Below are 20,820 nucleotides of genomic sequence, written 5' to 3' on the forward strand. Positions count from 1 at the left end.
ATTTGACCTTACTTTTAGATAGTGCTACGTATTTTCCCTGTTACCCTATCCAATATTTCAAATGCCGTTTCGGCCATCTTGTTGCCGCGGGTATCTAGGAGAGGGTTTATTTCCACTACTTCCAAACAAACCACTTTCTTTGAAGCCACTATTCCTTCTAATAACAGATTAATTTCATTTTGATCGAATCCTTTCGAAACAGGCGTACCTGTTCCATCCGAAACCAAGTCTTTGTCCATAGAGTCCACATCGAAGGAAATGTATATGATTTCGCATTCAGAAAATTGCTTTAAGGCTTCCTTCACACACACATCCAAGCCCCTAAACCGCACTTCTTCTATTTTGTAATTTCTGATTTTACATTGTTCAATAATATCGTCCTCTGCTGCCTCCGTATCTCTTACTCCAAAATATATCAAGTTTTCAGACAAAATCTTTGGCCCCCCAATGCCGATATTCTTCATGTTTTCCCAATGCTTTTGGGTTTCCCCAATGGGTTCATTGAGTTGTAATTGTTTATTGTCTAAACCTAATGCTGCTGCCAAGGGCATACCATGGATATTGCCAGAAGGTGAAGTATATGGTGAATGAATGTCAGCGTGTGCGTCTATCCAAAAAACGCCTAGTTTCTTTTCAGGGAAAGCTTTTTTTATACCGCTTATAGTTCCCAAGGCCGAAGAATGATCTCCTGATAGTAAAATGGGGAAAAATTCATTTCTGAGGTTGCGGTCAATGGCATTTGAAACTCGTGTACATTGCTCTGCCACATGGCCTATTCGTTTTGCAAACGAATTGTGGTCTTTGTTGTAGATGGACTCATTATGTGTAGGAATATCTTCGAAAGGAAATTCATTGAAATAGTGGTTTTCCTTACCAATTGCCGCTATTTCCATGGCATCAATGCCCAAATCTGAGCCTCGTGTACCAGCTCCAATATCTGAGCGGTTTTTTAAAATTTTTATTTGCATTAAGGGTTTTGTTGATAGGTGCAATTAATCAAATTTTATTTTTCAAGAAAACAAAACAGTCAAATTTTCTTTTCTTTTATGATTAAAGTTAAAAATCATATTATAATACCCCAAAAGAAGAAATTTAAAACCATCAGTAAAGGGGTTTTTTGGGCAGCCGGGCGGGCTCTCGCCACTCGCTCTTTTTTTGCGGCTTTGCCAGCAAAAAAAGGAGCTCAAACAATGGCTCCATCCCTGCTGCGATAAACTAATAGATAAAGCCTTTGGGGTCGATAACTTCTTAGTATTTCAAGCATTAACTACCTCATAAACAAAACTCGCAGCCAGCTTGGCTGTTCGGTTGTCAATGTCATGGTCAGGGTTGAGTTCAGCTATATCAAAGGCCTTCAATTTCTCAGAGCTGATGGCTTTTCTAAAGATTTTCTTAAAAAAATAGTCAGGCATTATGCCATTATAGGCAGTGGCACTTACTCCGGGTGCAAATGGAGCTGCAAATACATCTAAACATACCGTTACATACAAAATATCAATGCTATCCATCCATTTCTGTTGGATTTGATATATTTTATTTTCATTCTCAGGTACAAAATCTTCTGCCAAAATATAGGTGGTAGAGGTACTTTCGGCTTCTTGAAAAAGAACCTTTGTGTTTGAATTCTTTTGAATGCCTATGGCTAAATAATTATAATTCTCATCTTGCCTTGCTATCTGCCAAAAACCTGTTCCTGAAGTTGCTCCAACTGAAACGTCAATGGCTCTATTATCAAAATGGGCGTCAAAGTTCAGTATACCAATCTTTTGGTTTGGATAGGCCTTTCTAAGTCCAGAATAATGCCCAAACATGACCTCATGACCACCTCCAAATACTATAGTTTTAATATTTTTTGATTGAATTTTATAAACCGCATTTGCTAGGTTTTCCTGAGCTTCCTCTAAATTAGGTCCATCACAAACTATATTTCCATAGTCAGCTATTTGTATGTTCTCAATTATTGGGAAATTGGCACAGGCTTTTCTTATTAATTCGGGGCCCATTTTTGCTCCTGTTCGGCCCTTATTACGTCTTACGCCTTCATCACACGCAAAGCCTATTATTCCAAAATCAGCAGATTCTGTTAGGCCCTCTAAGTTTTCTGTCTTTATGTCCTGATGCCATCTAAGGTATTCATCTGAATAGCCGTCGATTCGGCCGGTCCATGGAATTGCTTTTTCGTACATCTGTTTTAAATTAAATAACCCATTTTCCAAACTATATCAGGCTTTAATTGCCCTTGATGATACAATATTTCTCTATAGTCATCTGTGGGATAAGCCTGAAAATCAGCTTTATAGCCAGTTGAAATTTTTCCAATATCAAACAGATTCAACGCTTTTGCTGCTCTAAATGTAAGGCCAGAAAACACTTCTGCGTTTGTCAATTTTTGAAATGTTGCGAGAATAGACGCTTGCGTGAGTAGGTCACCCATAGGGGCTGAGCCCGGGTTGTAATCAGAGGCTATGGCCAAGCAAGCTCCTGCATCTAAGAGTTTTCGGGCTGGTGCAAAGGGTTCTCCAAGACCAATAGATGCTCCGGGTAATGCCACAGCTACGGTTTCGGAATTTGCCAAAACGTTTATGTCTGTTTCAGTACTGGCCTCAAGGTGATCTGCTGAAAGGGCACCCATTTTCACAGCCATTTGAGCAGAGCCTGCAGTAAACTGGTCCGCGTGAACTGTTATCTGGAATCCCATTTCTTTTACTTTTTGCAAATAATGGGTAGATTCTTCTATTCCAAAGGCCGATTTCTCCGTGAAAATATCTATGCGATTGGTCAAATGTTTGATTTTTGGAAGGAGATTTTCAATTAAATGTTCCAAATATTCAACACCTGAACCATCAAAATCTCTAGGTTTTATGTGTGCAGCCAAGCAAGTCGGTACTACGTCGGCTTCGGTATCCAGTTGGTTTATGGTATTCAATATTTTTATTTCTTCTTCCACCGAAAGCCCGTAACCCGACTTTATTTCTACTGTTGTTATGCCATTTTTCAAGAAACTATTCACCCTAGTTTCGTTTAGAGTTTTTAATTCTTCCTGACTGGCATTTCGGGTTGCTGTTACTGTGCTCCAAATTCCACCACCTTTTTGAGCTATTTCCAAATAAGGAGTGCCAGCATTTCTCTCGGCAAAATCCATAGCCCGTGTACCTGCAAAACAGGTATGTGTATGACAATCAACAAATCCTGGTATCAGTACTCTTTTTTGTGTGATTTCCTCGATTTCTAACAATGGATTTTCCCTTCTTAGCGTATCGAAATTGCCTACTTTTAAAATATGACCCTTAGAAACCAAAACTCCTCCATTTTCCACTATCTCCAAAGCATTGTCCTTTACGGATCCTTTAAAATCAATATGGGCAAGCGTCAGAATTTGCGAAAAGGGACCTATGAGTTTCATACCGTGTGAAATTTAGTTAAAAATAATACTTTCAATAATTTCATCATCCACCAAATTCGGCAAAGTGACTTGCAGGTTTTTGGATCGTTCCATTTCTCGTTTAATAGCAAATAAGGCATTTTCGTTTCTGGCCCAACTTCTTCGTGCAATGCCATTGTTTACATCAAAAAACAGCATAGATTTTAGTTTTTTACTCGCTTCTTTTGATCCGTCTAATAGCATCCCGAAACCGCCATTTATTACTTCACCCCAGCCTACTCCTCCGCCATTGTGGATAGACACCCACGTAGCACCTCTGAAACTATCACCTATAACATTGTGAATGGCCATGTCGGCTGTAAACTTACTTCCGTCACGAATGTTGCTCGTTTCTCTGAAAGGCGAGTCCGTTCCGCTTACGTCGTGGTGGTCTCTGCCCAAAACCACTTTCCCGATTTCACCATTTGCAATAGCCTTGTTAAATTCTTCGGCTATTTTAGCCCGGCCTTCGGCATCAGCGTATAGAATCCTGGCTTGTGAGCCCACTACCAATTTGTTTTTATTGGCATCTATTATCCACTTTATGTTATCTTCAAGCTGTTGCTTTATTTCCTCAGGGGCATTCTTTAGCATTTCTTGCATCACTTTCAGGGCAATCTTGTCGGTTTTGTCTAAATCTTCTGGCTTACCAGAAGTACAAACCCATCTGAATGGGCCAAAGCCAAAATCGAAGCACATGGGCCCCAAAATATCTTCTACATACGAGGCGTATTTGAAATCAATTTTATTATCCGCCATAATGTCCGCACCCGCTCTTGAGGCTTCCAAAAGAAAGGCATTGCCATAGTCAAAAAAGTAGGTGCCTTTTTTGGCATGCTTATTAATGGCATGGGCTTGTCTAACCAATGATTTTTTGACCAAAACTTTAAATTCTTCTGGATTTTTACTAATCATGTCGTTGGCTTCCTCAAAGCCTAAACCCACAGGATAATAGCCTCCTGACCAAGGATTATGCAGCGATGTTTGATCTGAACCAATATGTACATAAATGTCGCGTTTGTCAAATTCTTCCCAAACTTCTACTACATTGCCGATGTAGGCTATGGATACTATCTCACTACTCGCCTGTGCCTGTTGAACTCTAACTACCAGATCCTCCATATTTTCAACCAAAACATCCACCCAACCTTGTTCGTGTCTTTTCTTAGCTGCTTTTGCATTTACCTCTGCACAAACGGTAATACAACCTGCTATATTTCCTGCTTTAGGCTGAGCACCGCTCATTCCGCCTAGGCCGGATGTTAGGAATATTTTTCCAGAAGGTTTCTCGCCCTTCTTCAGTAGTTTTCTGAAAGCATTAATAACAGTAATGGTAGTTCCATGCACAATTCCCTGTGGGCCAATGTACATAAATGATCCTGCTGTCATTTGACCATATTGAGTAACGCCAAGTGCATTGTATTTTTCCCAATCATCTGGTCTTGAATAATTTGGAATCATCATTCCGTTGGTTACAACTACTCTAGGGGCATTTTTAGAAGAAGGGAACAGGCCCATTGGGTGCCCAGAATAAAGGTGCAAAGTCTGTTCGTCGGTCATTTTTGCCAAATACTGCATGGTAAGTAAATACTGTGCCCAATTTTGGAACACCGCTCCATTTCCTCCATAAGTAATAAGTTCCTCCGGGTGTTGGGCTACTGCAGGATCCAGATTGTTTTGAATCATCAACATGATGCTGGCAGCTTGAATACTTTTGGCTGGATAATCCTCTAATGCTCTCGCATATAGTTTATATTCTGGCTTAAAACGATGCATATAAATTCTGCCAAACTTATTAAGTTCTTCGGCAAATTCAGGTGCTAAAATTTGGTGCCACTCAACAGGAAAGTATCGCAAAGCATTTCGGATGGCCAGCTGTTTTTCCTCTTTTGAGAGTATGTTTTTTCTAATTGGTGTAGAATTTACCCCAACAGGATATGGCTTTTTGTCCGGTAATGCCTCCGGAATTCCGTTTGAAATTAATTCTCTAAATCTAGTATTTTCTTCTTGATTACTCATTTTGTAAATCTTAAATCAAACTAATTGATACAGTGCTGTTCATAGGTATCATTCGCATTTGTTTTTTGAGAAACAATGTCTGTCAAAATAGTACTTTTGATGAGTTGCTGAAGCGTATTTATGTCGTATGAAAAGCTTCGATCTTTGGTGGCGAAATCCACATGTTTTCTAACTTCAGCAAAAACTTCCTCAAGCACTTTGGAGGACTTCAGTGGTCTTCTGAATTCCATTGCTTGTGCTGCATACAGCAACTCAATGGCCAAAATATATTCTAAATTGTCTAAAACTGTGTGGAATTTTCGACCACTGATTGATCCCATGGACACATGATCTTCCTGCCCCAGTGAGGTCGGAATAGAATCTGCCGATGCAGGGAAGCATAGTGATTTGTTTTCTGAAACCAAAGCTGCAGTGGTGTATTGAGGTATCATAAAACCAGAATTTAATCCTGTGTCTTCTAGTAATAATCTAGGCAACCCATACCTGCCTTCTAGCATCAAATAACAGCGTCGGTCTGAGATATTGCCCAACTCTGCTGCTGCAAGTGTGCAATAATCTAAGGGTAAAGCCAAAGGTTGCCCATGGAAATTCCCCCCACTTATACTATCGTGCGAACCCAGCACTATCGGGTTGTCAGTAACCGAGTTGAGCTCTATTTCGGTCAATTGTTTAAGATGTATGTACGCATTTCGGGATGCTCCGTGCACCTGTGGCATACAACGCAAGGAGTAAGGATCTTGTACACGGTCGCAGTCGAGATGTGCTTCTAAAATTTCCGAACCAGCCAAAAGACTTCTAAGCCTTTGAGCCACCCATTGGCTACCTTCAAAGTTTCTGATATCGTGCAATCTTTTGTCGAAAGGTTTAGCAGAGCCCATCAGTCCTTCGAGCGATAAAGCACCCACTATGTCGGCGATTTCTAAGCAATGAAACAGCCTAGCTACACCAAATACGGCATGAACTAGAATAAATTGCGTGCCGTTGATTAGTGCTAAGCCCTCCTTCGGACCCAAGGTGAGGGGTTCTTTTGAAAAAGTTTTGAGCAAATCTGCAGTTTGTAACTTTTCTCCTTTATAAAATACCTCACCCAAGCCTATTAGAGGTAAAAACAAATGGGATAATGGAGCTAAGTCTCCTGATGCCCCTACCGAACCTTTGCAAGGTACTAATGGAATAATATCTTCCTCGATCATCCATAGTATACGGTTAATAGTTTCTAATCGAATACCAGAGAATGCTTTGCAAAGTGAATGAACTTTACAAATCATCATCGCTTTGGCTAGGTGCAATGCTATGGGGTCACCTACGCCCACACTATGACTGATGAGCAGATTGTGCTGTAGCTCAGATGTTTGAGATTCTGAAATTTTGGTGTCACACAAAGGCCCAAATCCGGTATTTATGCCATAAACTACATCAGTACTAGCTACTATTTCATTAACCCAATGGGTGCTTTTCTGTATCTCCACCAAAACTTTTTCCGAAATCTGGCCTTTAAGTTCCGCATTTACCAAAGCCAAAACCTCGTTTACTCCTAAAAAATCTTCTCCGTAATTAAACATTTAACTTAGATTTTATTCTTTCGTTTAAAGGGATTTCTCCAAACCTATCTTCTATTTTTATCAATTTTTGTAAGACTTCGCTTTCTTCTAAAAAGGTATTCATGGTTTGGCTCAAAGCACTCCAAACGGGTTTTATTTTCTCTAGGAGGGATTTTCCTATCGTGCTAAATTCGATGTCTTTTCTGCGGCCATCGTCAGAAGAAGGAGTTAAAATAACTAGTTTTTTTTCTTGTAAAGTTTTGATTAACTGACTAATAGCAGAATGAGAAACGTCAAGCGTATCTGCGATTTCGTAAATAGATAAACTGCCGTGTTTGTCTAATAAATAAAAAACGCCAAACCACGATGCTTCGAAAGGAATTTCGAGGTCACTATACACCTTATTGATCTCGCTCAAAAAATAATCGCTTAGTCTTTTGAGCCTTGTACCAAGTACAAGAGGGCCGAGTTCTTGATAAAAATTCATAAGCAAATATATATAAGTACTTATATATATTATAATATTTTGTATATTTTTTTAAAATATTTTTATAAATTATTTAATAAAGAAAAACCTTGATGCTTTTGGTTGGTCAGTGTTGATAAAATCGACACTGAGGTCAAATAAAGTTTGCCATGCTAAAGGAGTATCTGGTGTTGCCCAAAAACGAATTGGGTAACCATAGGTATGTACACTATCGATTATGGTTTTTAGTTTGAGCTTTTCTTCATCTGTCATAGGTTTATCACCTTTCCATTTTGAGTAGCTTCCAATTGAAAAACTAACCAAAGCTATTTTTGATTTATCGCCTTTTTCGAGATCTTTGAGCGATTGGTGGTCAAAGAAAATGTATGAAGGATATTTTGTGTATTCCGATATTGGTGGCCGATTTCCAGAAATCACGAATTTGATATATTTCTTTTTGGAGTGAGCCCTTGCTAGTTTTGGATATTTCGCAATGGCTTCGGAAACGGCTTGAAGTGATGGTTCTGCACTGGTTTTTAGGTCTATAAGTATCTGAAGTTCTTGTCTTTTTCTTGCCTTATTTACCTTGTTTAAAGGTTCTAAATATAGCTTTTCAAGTGTTCTTTCAGGATTGATTTCGTTTTTTTCATGAGCTACATATAGTTTGCCATCAACCAAAAACACATCTGCTTCTATGGAATTTGCCCCTGATTCATAGGCTTCCCAAAACGGTCGAGGCTGTACATAGTCGTTGTGCGAATGTATTTTTTGTGCAAATACACTGTTCAAACCAATAATCAATAAAAAAGTATAAAGGTTTCTAAGCATTTTCTTGAATTTCTTGTCGCCAATTTAGCAATAAAGCCTGATTATCGTTACTTTAGATTTTTAAATATTCAATCTTACAAAATGAAAAAAATCTTAGTTCTTCTGTTTTCTCTCGTTTCTATTTTGGCAAATGCCCAAATTGGCGTTGGAGCCAAAGCTCCCAAAAAAGCCAAAATCCTTTTTGATGGAACGCACAAAATGCTGCATGAAAAGTGGCAGTATTGGAACGGTCCAAGACTGAAAGCCAGCATGCCTATAAAGTGGGAAATCCAGAATGATCCTGTAGATGCAGGAACTGTTGTAAATACCAATGATCCAGCCGCCGCTGGTGGTCTTTATGGGGCCGCAGATATTGTAACCAAAGAAGAGTTTGGAGATTTTAGGCTTCATGTGGAGTTTTTTATCAAAGAAAAGGGAGGAAATAGTGGCGTTTATTTGCAAAATAGATATGAAATTCAAGTTTTGGACGGCGATACAACCTCGCACGGAATGGCTGCGGTTATCAATGAATCGCCATCACCCTACTATGCCTATAATGGCATTGGCAAATGGAATGCCTACGACATTATGTTTCGTGCAGCCAAGTTTAAAGACGGTAAATTGGTGGAAAAACCAATGGTGACGATGTATTTTAATGGTAAAAAAGTACATAAAAATCAAAAAATTTCTCAGGTTTGGGGAGGACCAAATTCTGGTCAAGATGGAGGTAATGATGGTGGAAAGGGAATTACAGATAGGCCAGGTGGACTAAAATTGCAGGCTGAAGGACATAATGTGTACTACAGAAATATTTGGATAGTACCAATGGATATTAAAAAAGCAGATACAGATTTTTAAGTAAACCTAATTATTGATTATGAGCATATTAGATTTATTCAGAGAGGGTAATGAAAAGCTTACCGGTAAGCATTTATTGGCGATTGGTACAGTGCTGATTTACTTTTTGATCGCAGGTATTCCTTCGGGATTCGACGAACGTTATGGAATTCTGTCAATACTGATTTCGGGACCATTGGCCTTGGGTATTTCCTCTTTTTTCTTAAATCTTGTCAGAGGAAATGAGGTTAGAGTGGAGCAAATTTTTGATGGATTCAAAAACTATGTTCCTTCTCTAATTATGACCATTTTGATAACCCTAGCCGTTGGTTTTGGTCTAGTTTTATTGATTATTCCAGGTATTATTATTGCCATAGGTTTCTCTATGTCATATTTTATTTTAGCTGATAATCCAAAAATGGACGCCGTTTCGGCTATGAAAGCAAGTTGGGAAATGATGAAAGGCTATAAAGCAGATTACTTTGTATTTTCTTTATTATCTATACTGCTCTGTATTCTTGGACTGATAGTACTTTTGGTAGGTTTTTTCTACGTGTTGCCAATAATTTATGCTGCTTCGGCACTTTTCTATGAAAAAATAAGGTTGAAATCTTAAGGTCGATTCCGAATAATATTTTGACTTCTGTACAAGCTATGTGCAGAAGTTTTTTGTTTGTCTCTCTTTTTTAATAAAAATTATCAAAAAATTTATACATTTAAAATGTTTTTGATAAAGTCTATTTTTTTAAAAATTAAATTATTTTTATCGAAGGAATTGTAAATTTTACTTTTCATTTCCTGTGTGTTAAGATATTGTCAATTTATTATTATTAAAAAAAATGAGGTTTTAAGATATGGTTAAGACTGCAATCTCGGCATATCTTCATCGGAAAACGGACCTAATTTTACCAATATTTTTATAATTATTTCTTAACCAAATCAATATGAAACGAAAACTTCTACTTTTAGGAGCACTTTTTTGCTGGCTGGCATTGAATGCTCCTTTTTTGTTTGCTGCGGTTCCAACTATCGACAAGATAGTGAAAGGAGTAGTGAAAGACGGATCAACCAACGAGGCCTTAATTGGGAGTACTGTCACGCTCAAGGGCACTACAAAAGGGGTCATAACTGACGTAAACGGAAATTACAGTATTGCGGTACCAGACGATAATGCGGTTTTGGTCTTTGCATTTATTGGATATGAACCTCAAGAGATTAGAGTAGGTACTCAATCAGAAATTAATGTTAGTTTGGCTTCTAATTCCTCAGAACTCGCTGAGGTGGTGGTGATTGGATACGGAAATACACGTTCGAAAGACGTAACGGGCTCTGTAAAATCTATTAAAAGTGAGGCTTTTAACAAAGGAATTATTAACTCTCCTGAGCAACTATTACAAGGAAAAGTAGCTGGTGTAAATGTAACTGCAAGTAGTGGTGAGCCAGGTGCGGCCTTGAACATTAGCGTGCGTGGGCCGGGTGGTGTTCGAACAGGGAGCACACCTTTATTTGTTATTGACGGATTTGCACTGGACAATTCGAGTGTGGGTGGAGCAACAAACCCCCTTACTTTCTTGAATCCTGAAGACATTGAGACCATTGACGTTTTGAAAGATGCCTCAGCAACAGCTATTTATGGATCAAGAGGAGCCAACGGTGTGATTTTGATCACGACTAAAAAAGGTAAAAAAGGTGCTTCTAACCTTAATTACAGCACGAGTTTGGGATATTCTAAAATGGCTAGGCCATTGGATGTTTTTACCGCGGATGAATTTAGAGCAGAAATAAAAAAAATTGGTGCTAATTTCATAGATGACGGCGGCAATACAGATTGGCAAAAAGAGATTTCTCAAACTGCATTTACTCAGAACCACAACCTAGGCCTCAGCGGAGGTACTGACAAACTCAAATATTTTGGTTCGTTTGGTATGCAGAAACAGGAAGGGGTACTTAAAAACTCAAATTTAGACAGATACAGTGGACGAGTAAACCTCAATCAGACTTTTTGGGAAAACAAACTCAGTGTAGATGTAAACATCAGTGCATCAAGCACAAACAACGAAAGGCCAAATTTCCAAGGTTTGATAGGAAGTGCAATTTCTGCAAATCCGACCTATGTGCCTTATGCCGCTAATGGTTCTTTAAAAAAATATGCAGATGGTACCAACCCGATGCTCACATTAGCTCTTGATAATGACCTTACAGTTACGAATAGAATTTTGGGAAACATAAGCCCATCTTTGACCTTAGCTAAGGGATTGGTTTATAAGCTAAACTTTGGTATTGACAATTCTAGTTCTTCAAGAGATTTACAGTCGCTTCCAAATGCTGAGCCTTTGGTTTTGGGTGGTTTGACTTCCATAGAGTACAAAAACACCAACAGATTGATAGAGAATTACCTGACATACACCATGTCGAAGGATGTACACTCTTTAACTGCTTTGGCTGGTCATTCCTACCAAAAAATATTCTTGCAAGGTCGTTCATTTAGCATTAACAAGTTTCCGCTTAACGACATCGAGCCGAGATTTAATCCTGGTTTGGGTCAGGATTTAACTTTGGTGAATAATAAACCTTCTGGTTTTGCGACATTAAACGAACTGCAGTCGTTTTTCTCAAGGGTAAACTATGAGTACAACGACAAATACTTGGCCACTGCAACTGTGAGGGTGGATGGATCCTCAAAATTTGGTGCCAATAATAAATATGGTGTGTTTCCTTCGTTTTCAGTAGGTTGGAGACTTTCTGAAGAGGAGTTTTTGAAAAACACCAAATTTGATGATTTGAAAATCAGAGCTGGTTGGGGCTTAACAGGTAACCAAGAAATTCCTTCAAAAATTACTCAGGCTTTGTTTACCTCCTCGGTATCAGCAACAACTAGCTACCCTCTGGATGGCGGAACAAGTTATCCTGCAGGTACAACTTACTCACGTTTGGCCAATCCAAATATCCAGTGGGAAGTTTCATCACAAATTGACGTAGGTTTAGATTTTGGTCTATTTAACGGAGCCTTGACAGGAACTGTGGATTATTTCAACAAAGTTTCTCGAGATATCTTGTTAGAAGTTATTCCTGCAGACCCAGTCCAACCAGCAGGTACACTTTGGACCAACGTAGCTGATATGCAAATCATCAACAAAGGTCTTGAGTTTGAGCTATTACTAAGAAAAAAATTGGGTAACAAAATGCGTTATGAAGTAGGCGGGAACATTACGTTAATAAACAATGTGGTGAAAAACTCTCCTTATACCGTAATCCCTTCAGGTTCTGCATCAGGCTCTGGTCTTACTTCGGCTACCATCAATGGTTATATCAATGATCAGCCAATCGGTACTTTTTATTTGAGACAATTTGCTGGTTTTGACGACAAAGGCTTGAGCATTTATGCCGACACCAACGGTGACGGAATCTTCTCAGATAAAGACAGAATTGCGGCAGGTACAGCTTTGCCAAATAAAATTTACAACCTAAACGGAAACTTTAGCTACGGTTCGTTTGATTTGGGCGTTAATTTCAACGGAGTGGCTGGTAACAAGGTATATGACAACACGGCCAATGCCAATTTTTATAAATTGCGTTTGTCTAAAGGCGTAAATACCACCAATGAGGCTACCAAATTCCCAGAGGAATCTATCAATAACTCTGCACCAGTGAGTACAAGATTTTTGAAAGATGGAGCATTTTTTAGATTAAACAATGCGGTGTTGGGTTATACACTGAATACCTCAAAATTGGGCATTAAGAAGTATGTTTCTACTTTGAGATTAAGCGTTACAGGACAAAACTTATTCCTGATCACGAAATATGACGGATTCGACCCTGATGTAAATACCGATCGCTCTGTGAATGGTATTTCATCTTATGGTATTGACTATTTGACTTACCCTAAGGCTAGATCCGTAATTTTTGGTTTAAATATTGGACTTTAATACTTTAGAAAACAATGAATAAGAAATTAACAAAAATATTTACAATCGTTGGCGTATTGTTTTTAGCCAACGCCTGTACCAATCTTGAAGAAAAAGTACTTGACGAATCGTTCAGCACTACTGTTTCTGAAAAAGATGCAGCCAACGGAGTTATTGCTCCTGTTTATGCACTTTTACCTACTATTTATCAGCATACTACGTATTTTGCACTTCAGGAAATCACATCTGACGAGGCCATTTTACCTTACCGTGGAGGTACCGACTGGGGTGACAATGGTATCTACATAGAGTTACACAAGCATACTTATACGAGTAATAATGCCAACGTAAGAAACACTTGGAATCCACTGGTACAAGCACTTTCTCGCTGTGTGACGGCAATCAGTGCCTTGCCAACGATGTCAGACCCCAATGCCAAAACCTATCTGGCAGAGGCTATTGGTATGAAAGCTTTTTACAATATGATGATTTTGGATTTGTATGGAATAGTTTTCAAAAAAGAAGACCCAGGTCAGGTTTCAGAGATTTTGAGAGGGCCTGAGGCGGTCGAATATTTGATATCCGAACTTCAAAGAGCAGAACCAAATCTTTTAAACAAAGCTGCTGTCGGTACTGGTAGATTAACCAAAGCTGGTGCTTGGGGACTATTGGCCAGATTGTACTTAAATGCCGGTGTTTACCGTGATAGATATGCCACAAATTTTGATTTGAAAGCTTCTGATATGGATCAAGTGATTTCATATTGTGACAAAATAATTGCTTCCAACGAGTACAAACTCTCGAACGATTATTTCTCAATTTTTGGCGATAAAAACCGTGACAATTCCGAAATAATTTTTGCAGTAGATCAAAGACCAGAATTGAACGGGCACAATCGTATGGCCTATTTCTCGCTTTCGGGAGATCAATTTCCTTTACCAGCTTTTCCAGCGGCCAACGGCACAGATGGTCCTGCGATTACGTCAGATTTTTACAGAACTTGGGTGGAGGCGAACGAAGGTGGCGATCCAACCAAAGATCCGAGATTCTATCAGGAAAATCTCAAAATATACTCTACAGGTGTTGATACTTGCGTGGCGGGTGCTGACTTCAAAATAAATAGAGGTATTTTGAGAGGACAACAGTATGGATTAATCAGAGTAAATGGTGTTTTCTTGAAATGTGCTGATGGTAAATTTAAAGTGGGGCCATTAACCAATCTTACCAGAAACAGACCAGACAAGAAAGTGATTTTCACTGAAAAAGTAGATTTTACGCCAGAAGGAAGTGATTATCCGACTGGCTACAGAGTAGAGAAATACGAATTTTCGGCTGCTTCAAACACAGGTCGTAACCGTGGGGACGCCGATATTATTATTGTACGTTTAGCCGATGTTCATTTGATGAGAGCTGAGGCTCAACTACGTAAAAACAACGCTGCTGCGGCACTGACAGATGTAAATGTAGTTAGATCAGCTCGTACGCTAACAAAACCAGCAGCTCCATTGTCGAATATTACCTTGGATTTGTTATTTAGGGAGCGTGGTTTTGAGTTTTATTGGGAAATGCTTCGTAGAACTGACATGGTTCGTTTCAATAAATTTGAAGGAACTTGGACCGAAAAAGACAACAACGATAAGAACAAACGTATCTTCCCGATACCCCAAACTGCCATAGATGGAGCATCCAACTTGGTTGGTTATTTGGTACAGAATCCGGGTTATTGATATTGGATTTTAAAAGAGAAAACCGCAGCGGAGATATTTCTGCTGCGGTTTTTTTGTAATGTAGACTCGAATAAAATTTTTACAAACCTCCTTCTAACCAATCCACCAAAAGCTTCACGCCATAGCCAGTGGAAGATTTCATAGAACCATATTCTGAATCTCCGAATGCTACCCCCGCAATATCCAGGTGAGCCCAGTTGGTGTGGCCATCAATGAATTCTTCAAGAAACTTGGCAGCAGTAATGGCTCCAGCAATAGGAGCGGAGGAAAGGTTTTTGATATCCGCCACGTCAGATTTCATCATATCCTTATAATCATCCCAAAGTGGCATACGCCATACTTTTTCACCCGTAGTTTGTCCAGAATTTATGAGACTTTGAGCCAAATCGTCGTTGTTACTTAGCAATGCGGCGGCTGCGTAGCCCAAGGCTTGAATACAATTGCCTGTCAAAGTAGCCAAATCAATCATCACATCTGGTTGATGATTCTTTTTTACATAAGCCAGTGCATCAGCTAAAACCAATCTCCCTTCTGCATCGGTGTTGATGACCTCGATGGTTTTACCTAAATATGAGCCAATTACATCACCTGGCTTTATGGCCAAGCTATCTATGCAGTTTTCGGTCAGAGCCACTGCACCCACGATATTTACTTTTAAACCAAGTTTAGCCGCCATGTCCATAGTACCAATTACGGCCGCAGCTCCACCCATGTCAGACTTCATGTAGTTCATGTTGTCACCTGGTTTTAGCGATACTCCGCCTGTGTCAAAAGTGACTCCCTTGCCTATCAATCCCACTTTTTTGTTGGCTTCAGGATGTGTATATTCCATAATGACAAACCTTGCAGGATTCTCCACACTACCTTTTGATACCGCCAATAGTGCCTTCAAGCCGAGTTTTTCACATTGTTTTTCGTCATAAACTTTAACAGCGAAACCTGAGGATTTTCCCATTTTCTCAATTTCCTCCGAAAGCATTTGTGGCGTTTTGTAATTGGCGGGAGAATCCACCAACTTCATTATTCTCATTTGAGTTTCCGCCAGCATTTTGCCTTTGGCCAAATCCTTTTCTATGGCTTTTTCAGAAACAAAATTCAACTCAGCATCCTCCGAAAACCAATCATTTTCCGCTTTTTGGTTGGTTTTTAACATACCCAAATTGTACTGAGCCAAATAAATTCCATTAACGATAGCCTCGGCAAATTCCTCCAAACCATCGTGATCCAGCAAAATGCTGATATTGCCGCTCAGTTTGCTTTTGTTATTGTAGAAAAAACTCCTAAAAACTTTAGAAACAGCGGAGGCTTCTCGTTTTTTACCTAGGCCTAGGAAGTAAATTTTGCTATCTTCAACCGACAAAAGTGTTTCTTTCGCCGAGCCTTTAAAATGGTCCAGAAGTGTCCAATTGTCGAATTTTACAGAACTCTGTATTTTTTTTATTGTATCTGCAATTATTTCACTTTCAAAAACCGGTATTATGTATGATTTTGAATTTACTGCACTATTTTGTTTTGTCGAAATCATGTATTTGTTTTTATGAAAAAATTTAAAATTGAATCTTTTTCTTATGTTTTATTTTAGTCGTTAACAAAATAAATTCCGAGTTAATCAGCGTTATATTTATATCATAGTCATCAGCGTTCCATACCTTACTTCACCCCCAAGACCTCTTTATAACTCACCAAACTTATTCCTTTTCTCACCACAGCCTCTTTAACTTTTTCTGATGTAAAAACAGTGGTAACATCTTGGCGTTCTTTGGCTACGTCTTCGTAGCCGATGTGAGAGATGGCCCTAAGTTCTTCATTGTCAAGACCTGGGTGTTCAACAAACACATAGGTTTTGCCTGCTTCTAGTTTGTCCAACATTTTTATAAAGCCTTCTATTCGCTCTTCGGTGGTTTTATTTCTAAACTCGTAGCCGGTGTACTGAATGTGCGTAGACCCCGCGTCCACCATTTGAATACCATATTCTTTCCCGATTCTGGCTGTCATTTCTTTCATTTCCTTCGTAAAAGCCAAGCTACCCATGTGGCCCGAAACATGGCTCAGTCTTGGAATATACTTTTTGGCCATTTCTATTTGTGCCCTTAGTTCCTGTTCTATGTCCTCTATTTTCCAGTCGTTGTCCATTACGGCCTGCATGGGGTAGTTTTTGTTGTGAAATAACATCGGATAGAAATACCCGTCTTTATTCCTAAGACTTGGTGCTGCTGTGAGTGGTCTCCATTTTACATTATCCCATTCACTCGTAATAGCAAAATGCAGTCCTACATCGATTTTTGGATTTTTCTCCAACATTTTCACGGCTTCAGGAAACCACGGCGAGGGTACAATTATCTCAATAGAAGTCTCGATGCCTTCCACATACGATTTTATAAGTGCCTCGTTGCCCGAATGTGAATACCCCATGTCATCACCCCTCACAATTAGTTTTGGTGCGTTGGTCATCTCCGGACTTATTACTGCTTTTATGAGCGTTCGAGCAGCATTTTTATTGAAAATATTCTGAAAATCTAAGGTCACATAATCTCCATCAAAAGCACAAACAATGGTTTCGGTATGTGGACTTTCAATGTATTTCAAGGTCAATTCCAAAGTCTTGTCATCTAACCAAGTGTAGCTATTGGCGGTTTTAAATGGCGACTGACCTATTCTATTTCCCCGAGCTCTCGCTACCAAATAGGGCCCAAACTTGGTCGTGGTATTTTCTACCCAAGTTCCGTTTCCAAATTTCAGCGTGTGATTAACGGAGTCAGTGGTCAAGCTTACATTCAAATTATCACCTTCAAATTCAAACTTAACCGCCTTCAATGCTCTAGTGCTAGAATACACTCCGTAAGTTTTGCCCGAAATCTTCTCTTTCCACTGCGATGCCTTGTTTTTTACTGAAATAGGCGTGGCCAAACTTTTTGATTTGGCATTTAATTCGGTCAGTGCTTTGGCGTTTTTTGGCAATTTGGAATCTTTCAAGGCTGGAAGAATATATTTCCAAACCAAATTTATCTCATTTTGCATGTCAGGTGCCTCGGCAGTTATGGCTATTACGGCATCTTTTTCGGGAAGAATGATGATAAATTGGCCATTGGCACCGTCGGCTCTATAACCATTATTTCGGCAACGCCACATTTGATAAGCGTAGCCTTGGTGCCAGTCGCTAGAGTCTCTTGTAGTTACGCCTTTGGGCAAATCTTGCATGATTTTCATGCTACTGGCTTCTTCTATCCATGCCGCCGGAATTATCTGTTTGCCATTCCATTTGCCTTTTTGAAGAAACAATAAACCAAACTTGGCCATATCCTCAGTTTTTAGTCTTAGTCCATAGCCACCTGTATTAATGCCTTTAGGATCAACTTCCCAGTCTATATTCTGTATTCCAAGTGGTTCAAAAAGCCTAGGCTGTAGATAGTCAATGACCTTCTGGCCAGTTACTTTCTGAATGATGGCCGAAAGCATATAGGTGGCAGGTGTGTTGTAAAGAAACTTTGTACCTGGTGTGTGCACAATCGGTGTCTTGAGGAATTCTTTTACCCAGTTGTCGCTGGTGGCTATGAAATTGGCATTCTCTTTTTCATGCCCAACACTCATCGACAGCAAATCTCTGATCTCCAAATCAGCTAAGTTTGGGCCTATTTTTTCTGGCAAATCATCAGGAAAAAAACTCACCACTTTGTCGCTCACGCTGAGCTTTTTCTCTGCCACCGCAAATCCAATGGCCGTAGCTGTAAAACTTTTGCTGGTAGAGTACATGGTATGCTTGAGGTCGCTTCTGTAAGGAGCCCACCAGTTTTCAGACACCACTTTTCCGTGTCGAATCAACATAAAACTATGAAACTCGTGCTTACTTTTATTGGCGGCTTCTAAGAAGTTCAAGATTCCTTGCGAGTTCACTCCCTCAGTTTCGGGTGTACTTCTAGGCAAGGAAAGTTTATTTTGAGCCACCACTTGCAGCCCGAGTAATACCAGGAGGAATACTTTTTTCATTTTATGTTAAGATTATGATTGAATAGGTTATTAAAAGTAGTGATTTCTGATACAATTAGAATCAAAAATTCAAATTCTTATATGTTGGATCTCTATTTCTGAGTCCCAAAGAGCGTTTTTTATGGCGGAATTACTTTTGAAATTCAAAACACTCCCATTTTTCCTCACTTCGTGTATTTTCTCTATTTCTAATTCTACGAAAAGCCACATTTTCTTTTGTGTTTCACCCATGGCCAAGATTCCCTCATCTGGAAATCCTAAGTCAGGCGTGCTGTAGATGGCCGAATAACCATAATTAATATCCACCGCAGGCGACCACAAGGCATCGCCAACAGTTTGTGAAACCACCACATAACATTGATTTTCAAGTGCCCTCGCCCGAGCACCTACATGCACGCGAGTGGCACCTCTGAGAGTTTCGGTGCAACTAGGAGCAAAAATCACCTCAGCACCAGCCTCGCACAATAACTTGGAGCCAATACCAAATTCAACATCGTAGCAAGTCTGAATTCCAAACTTTCCCCATTTGGATTCAAAAACACTCAATTTCTTCTGCCCAGAGGAAATTCCCCATTCTTCGTCTTCAAACCGAGTCATGAAAAACTTGTCCTGGTAGCCAGCCAGTCCTTTTGGCCCAACCACAAAAACCCGATTAACAAATCGACCATTTTCATGTACTGGGAAACTCGGACATAATATTACCTTATCAAATTCATTGGCTATCTGACAGAAATAGGCAAGAAACTCGGGTAAAAGTTCATTCATTATCGCTATTTGACCTACCAAGTCTTTTTGGATTTGCTCGCTGAACAAACTCGCCATTTCCATCGAGCCATACTCAGGAAATACCAAAATCTGAGCGTCGTCAGCACTAGCTACCCAGCCACGAATGTTGATTTTCCAATCCTCCAGATTTCCGAAGTAGCCAATCGGATATTGTGCGGCAGCTATTTTCATATCTTTTTCAACCAATAAATCATCGTTTTCTCAGTTTCCAGCGGCTCATTGATGTCTTTCCAACTAAACTTGCTCTTCAAAACTTCACTTTTTTTGTAACCCCTACTTTCCCAAAATTCATCCAAAGGTACATAAGCCTTTGGCCAAAGTGGATGGTTTTCCGGCCTATCTACCGCACAAAAACAGGTCGTGGTATAATTCCCAAAACCGGCAACATGCCTTTCTCTTTCTTCAAAAAAACGTTTACCAATGCCTTTTCCGCGATATTCCTTTAGCAAAATACTTTCTCCGAAATAGAAAATCTCCTCCAATTTCATCCCAACACCCTCAAAAGGTTCTTTTACCTCAGCAGTTTCATCAATCAACGGAATGCACGTTGTAGCACCCACCATTTTCTCATTGTCAAAAACCGCAAACAAAAATGCACGTTCCGAATTCACATAGGTCTGCAGATAATCTTTCTCATATTCAAAACTCCCCTCATACAAATATGGAAAATCCCGAAACACCTCAATTCGCAAAGCCGCCAATGGAGTAACAACCGTTTCTATTTCTTTACCTATATATATGCAGCTTCTCATTTCGTCATTTTTGCATCAAAATTTTCAATTTTAATGAACTTAAATAAGGCCTTGTTGATTGGATGTGCTTGCCTAAAATAGGTTGACAAAAAAATCAACTTATGTTATGATCGAAGCAAAATTAATTTCTAAAAAAAGTACAAAACTAAACATTCGACAACGTAGAATATTTAGTGAGGAGTTCAAACGAGAAAAAGTTCAAGAAATCAGTTCGGGTTTGTGTTCTATAAAATCTTTTTGCAATTTATGGGGAGTAAGTAGCGTAACCGTTTATCGTTGGCTCTATCGTTACTCATCCGAACATAAAAAAGGAACTACAATGGTAATTCAAAAAGATAGCGAAGCTCAAAAGACTGCGGAACTTTTGGAAAAAGTAGCATCATTGGAGCAACGATTGGGACAAAAGCAAATGCAAATAGATTATCTTGAAAAGCTAATTGAAATAGCTAGTAAAGACGCTGGTGTTGACTTAAAAAAAAACACCAAAGTACCACTTTAGAATATTTTAGAATGAATAAGAAAAACCTTAATCACTCCATGGAATCTTTATTTAACTATTGTGGGATAACTCGTCA

The 20,820-nt window shown here is 39.3% G+C and carries 17 protein-coding genes; 6 read left to right on the forward strand and 11 right to left on the reverse strand.

From position 1 onward, the window contains the following. Positions 1-14: 14 nt before the first annotated feature. On the reverse strand, positions 15-968 hold the full coding sequence (locus EGI31_RS08420) for an arginase (RefSeq protein ID WP_255036775.1): 954 nt from the start codon (positions 966-968) through the stop codon (positions 15-17). 78 nt (positions 969-1,046) lie between these two features. Between EGI31_RS08420 and EGI31_RS08425 the strand changes: the two genes are divergently transcribed. Continuing rightward, positions 1,047-1,214 carry a hypothetical protein gene (locus EGI31_RS08425; RefSeq protein ID WP_255036776.1) on the forward strand — a complete coding sequence of 56 codons (168 nt, stop codon included), beginning with the start codon at positions 1,047-1,049 and terminating at the stop codon, positions 1,212-1,214. 42 nt (positions 1,215-1,256) lie between these two features. Here the strand turns inward: EGI31_RS08425 and hutG are convergent, their stop codons facing one another. From hutG to EGI31_RS08455, 6 genes are all read right to left on the reverse strand, one after another. Then, complete coding sequence (gene hutG / locus EGI31_RS08430) at positions 1,257-2,186, reverse strand: formimidoylglutamase (RefSeq protein WP_255036777.1); 930 nt, start codon at positions 2,184-2,186, stop codon at positions 1,257-1,259. A 5-nt stretch (positions 2,187-2,191) separates the two neighbouring features. Continuing rightward, positions 2,192-3,403, reverse strand: a complete 1,212-nt coding sequence (hutI, locus tag EGI31_RS08435) for an imidazolonepropionase (protein WP_255036778.1) — start codon at positions 3,401-3,403, stop codon at positions 2,192-2,194. A gap of 12 nt (positions 3,404-3,415) precedes the next feature. Further along, a complete protein-coding gene (hutU, locus tag EGI31_RS08440; RefSeq protein ID WP_255036779.1) occupies positions 3,416-5,440 on the reverse strand; it encodes a urocanate hydratase in 2,025 nt (674 codons plus the stop codon). A gap of 20 nt (positions 5,441-5,460) precedes the next feature. Next, positions 5,461-7,002: a histidine ammonia-lyase gene (hutH, locus tag EGI31_RS08445; RefSeq protein WP_255036780.1), complete on the reverse strand. Its 1,542-nt coding sequence runs from the start codon at positions 7,000-7,002 to the stop codon at positions 5,461-5,463. After that, positions 6,995-7,468: a MarR family winged helix-turn-helix transcriptional regulator gene (locus EGI31_RS08450; RefSeq protein ID WP_255036781.1), complete on the reverse strand. Its 474-nt coding sequence runs from the start codon at positions 7,466-7,468 to the stop codon at positions 6,995-6,997. The genes hutH and EGI31_RS08450 overlap by 8 nt, the downstream gene beginning before the upstream one ends. Positions 7,469-7,537: 69 nt before the next feature. Beyond that, positions 7,538-8,275: a phosphatidylinositol-specific phospholipase C/glycerophosphodiester phosphodiesterase family protein gene (locus tag EGI31_RS08455; protein WP_255036783.1), complete on the reverse strand. Its 738-nt coding sequence runs from the start codon at positions 8,273-8,275 to the stop codon at positions 7,538-7,540. Between the two features lie 81 nt (positions 8,276-8,356). Here EGI31_RS08455 and EGI31_RS08460 point away from each other — a divergent pair, with 81 nt between their 5' ends. The 4 genes from EGI31_RS08460 to EGI31_RS08475 all read left to right on the forward strand — a co-directional run bounded on the left by EGI31_RS08460 (position 8,357) and on the right by EGI31_RS08475 (position 14,723). Further along, positions 8,357-9,112, forward strand: a complete 756-nt coding sequence (locus EGI31_RS08460; protein ID WP_255036784.1) for a 3-keto-disaccharide hydrolase — start codon at positions 8,357-8,359, stop codon at positions 9,110-9,112. Between the two features lie 19 nt (positions 9,113-9,131). Beyond that, the gene (locus EGI31_RS08465) at positions 9,132-9,707 is read left to right on the forward strand and encodes a DUF975 family protein (protein WP_255036785.1); all 576 of its coding nucleotides are present in this window, start codon (positions 9,132-9,134) and stop codon (positions 9,705-9,707) included. Between the two features lie 328 nt (positions 9,708-10,035). Then, entirely contained in the window at positions 10,036-13,017 is a 2,982-nt protein-coding gene (locus EGI31_RS08470) for a SusC/RagA family TonB-linked outer membrane protein (RefSeq protein ID WP_255036786.1), read from the forward strand. Positions 13,018-13,031: 14 nt separating this feature from the next. Next, positions 13,032-14,723, forward strand: coding sequence for a RagB/SusD family nutrient uptake outer membrane protein (locus tag EGI31_RS08475; RefSeq protein WP_255036787.1), 1,692 nt, complete (start codon positions 13,032-13,034; stop codon positions 14,721-14,723). Positions 14,724-14,802: 79 nt separating this feature from the next. Here EGI31_RS08475 and EGI31_RS08480 read toward each other — a convergent pair whose 3' ends face one another. From EGI31_RS08480 to EGI31_RS08495, 4 genes are all read right to left on the reverse strand, one after another. Continuing rightward, complete coding sequence (locus tag EGI31_RS08480; RefSeq protein ID WP_255036788.1) at positions 14,803-16,248, reverse strand: leucyl aminopeptidase family protein; 1,446 nt, start codon at positions 16,246-16,248, stop codon at positions 14,803-14,805. Positions 16,249-16,373: 125 nt separating this feature from the next. Then, complete coding sequence (locus tag EGI31_RS08485) at positions 16,374-18,707, reverse strand: ChbG/HpnK family deacetylase (protein ID WP_255036789.1); 2,334 nt, start codon at positions 18,705-18,707, stop codon at positions 16,374-16,376. Between the two features lie 69 nt (positions 18,708-18,776). Beyond that, a complete protein-coding gene (locus EGI31_RS08490) occupies positions 18,777-19,664 on the reverse strand; it encodes a carbon-nitrogen hydrolase family protein (RefSeq protein WP_255036790.1) in 888 nt (295 codons plus the stop codon). Next, on the reverse strand, positions 19,661-20,245 hold the full coding sequence (locus EGI31_RS08495) for a GNAT family N-acetyltransferase (protein ID WP_255036791.1): 585 nt from the start codon (positions 20,243-20,245) through the stop codon (positions 19,661-19,663). The genes EGI31_RS08490 and EGI31_RS08495 overlap by 4 nt, the downstream gene beginning before the upstream one ends. A 106-nt stretch (positions 20,246-20,351) precedes the next feature. Between EGI31_RS08495 and EGI31_RS08500 the strand changes: the two genes are divergently transcribed. Then, positions 20,352-20,744, forward strand: a complete 393-nt coding sequence (locus EGI31_RS08500) for a transposase (RefSeq protein ID WP_255036345.1) — start codon at positions 20,352-20,354, stop codon at positions 20,742-20,744. Positions 20,745-20,820 lie beyond the last annotated feature (76 nt).

Source organism: Lacihabitans soyangensis, from assembly GCF_024343775.1.
GTDB classification, from domain to species: domain Bacteria; phylum Bacteroidota; class Bacteroidia; order Cytophagales; family Spirosomataceae; genus Leadbetterella; species Leadbetterella soyangensis.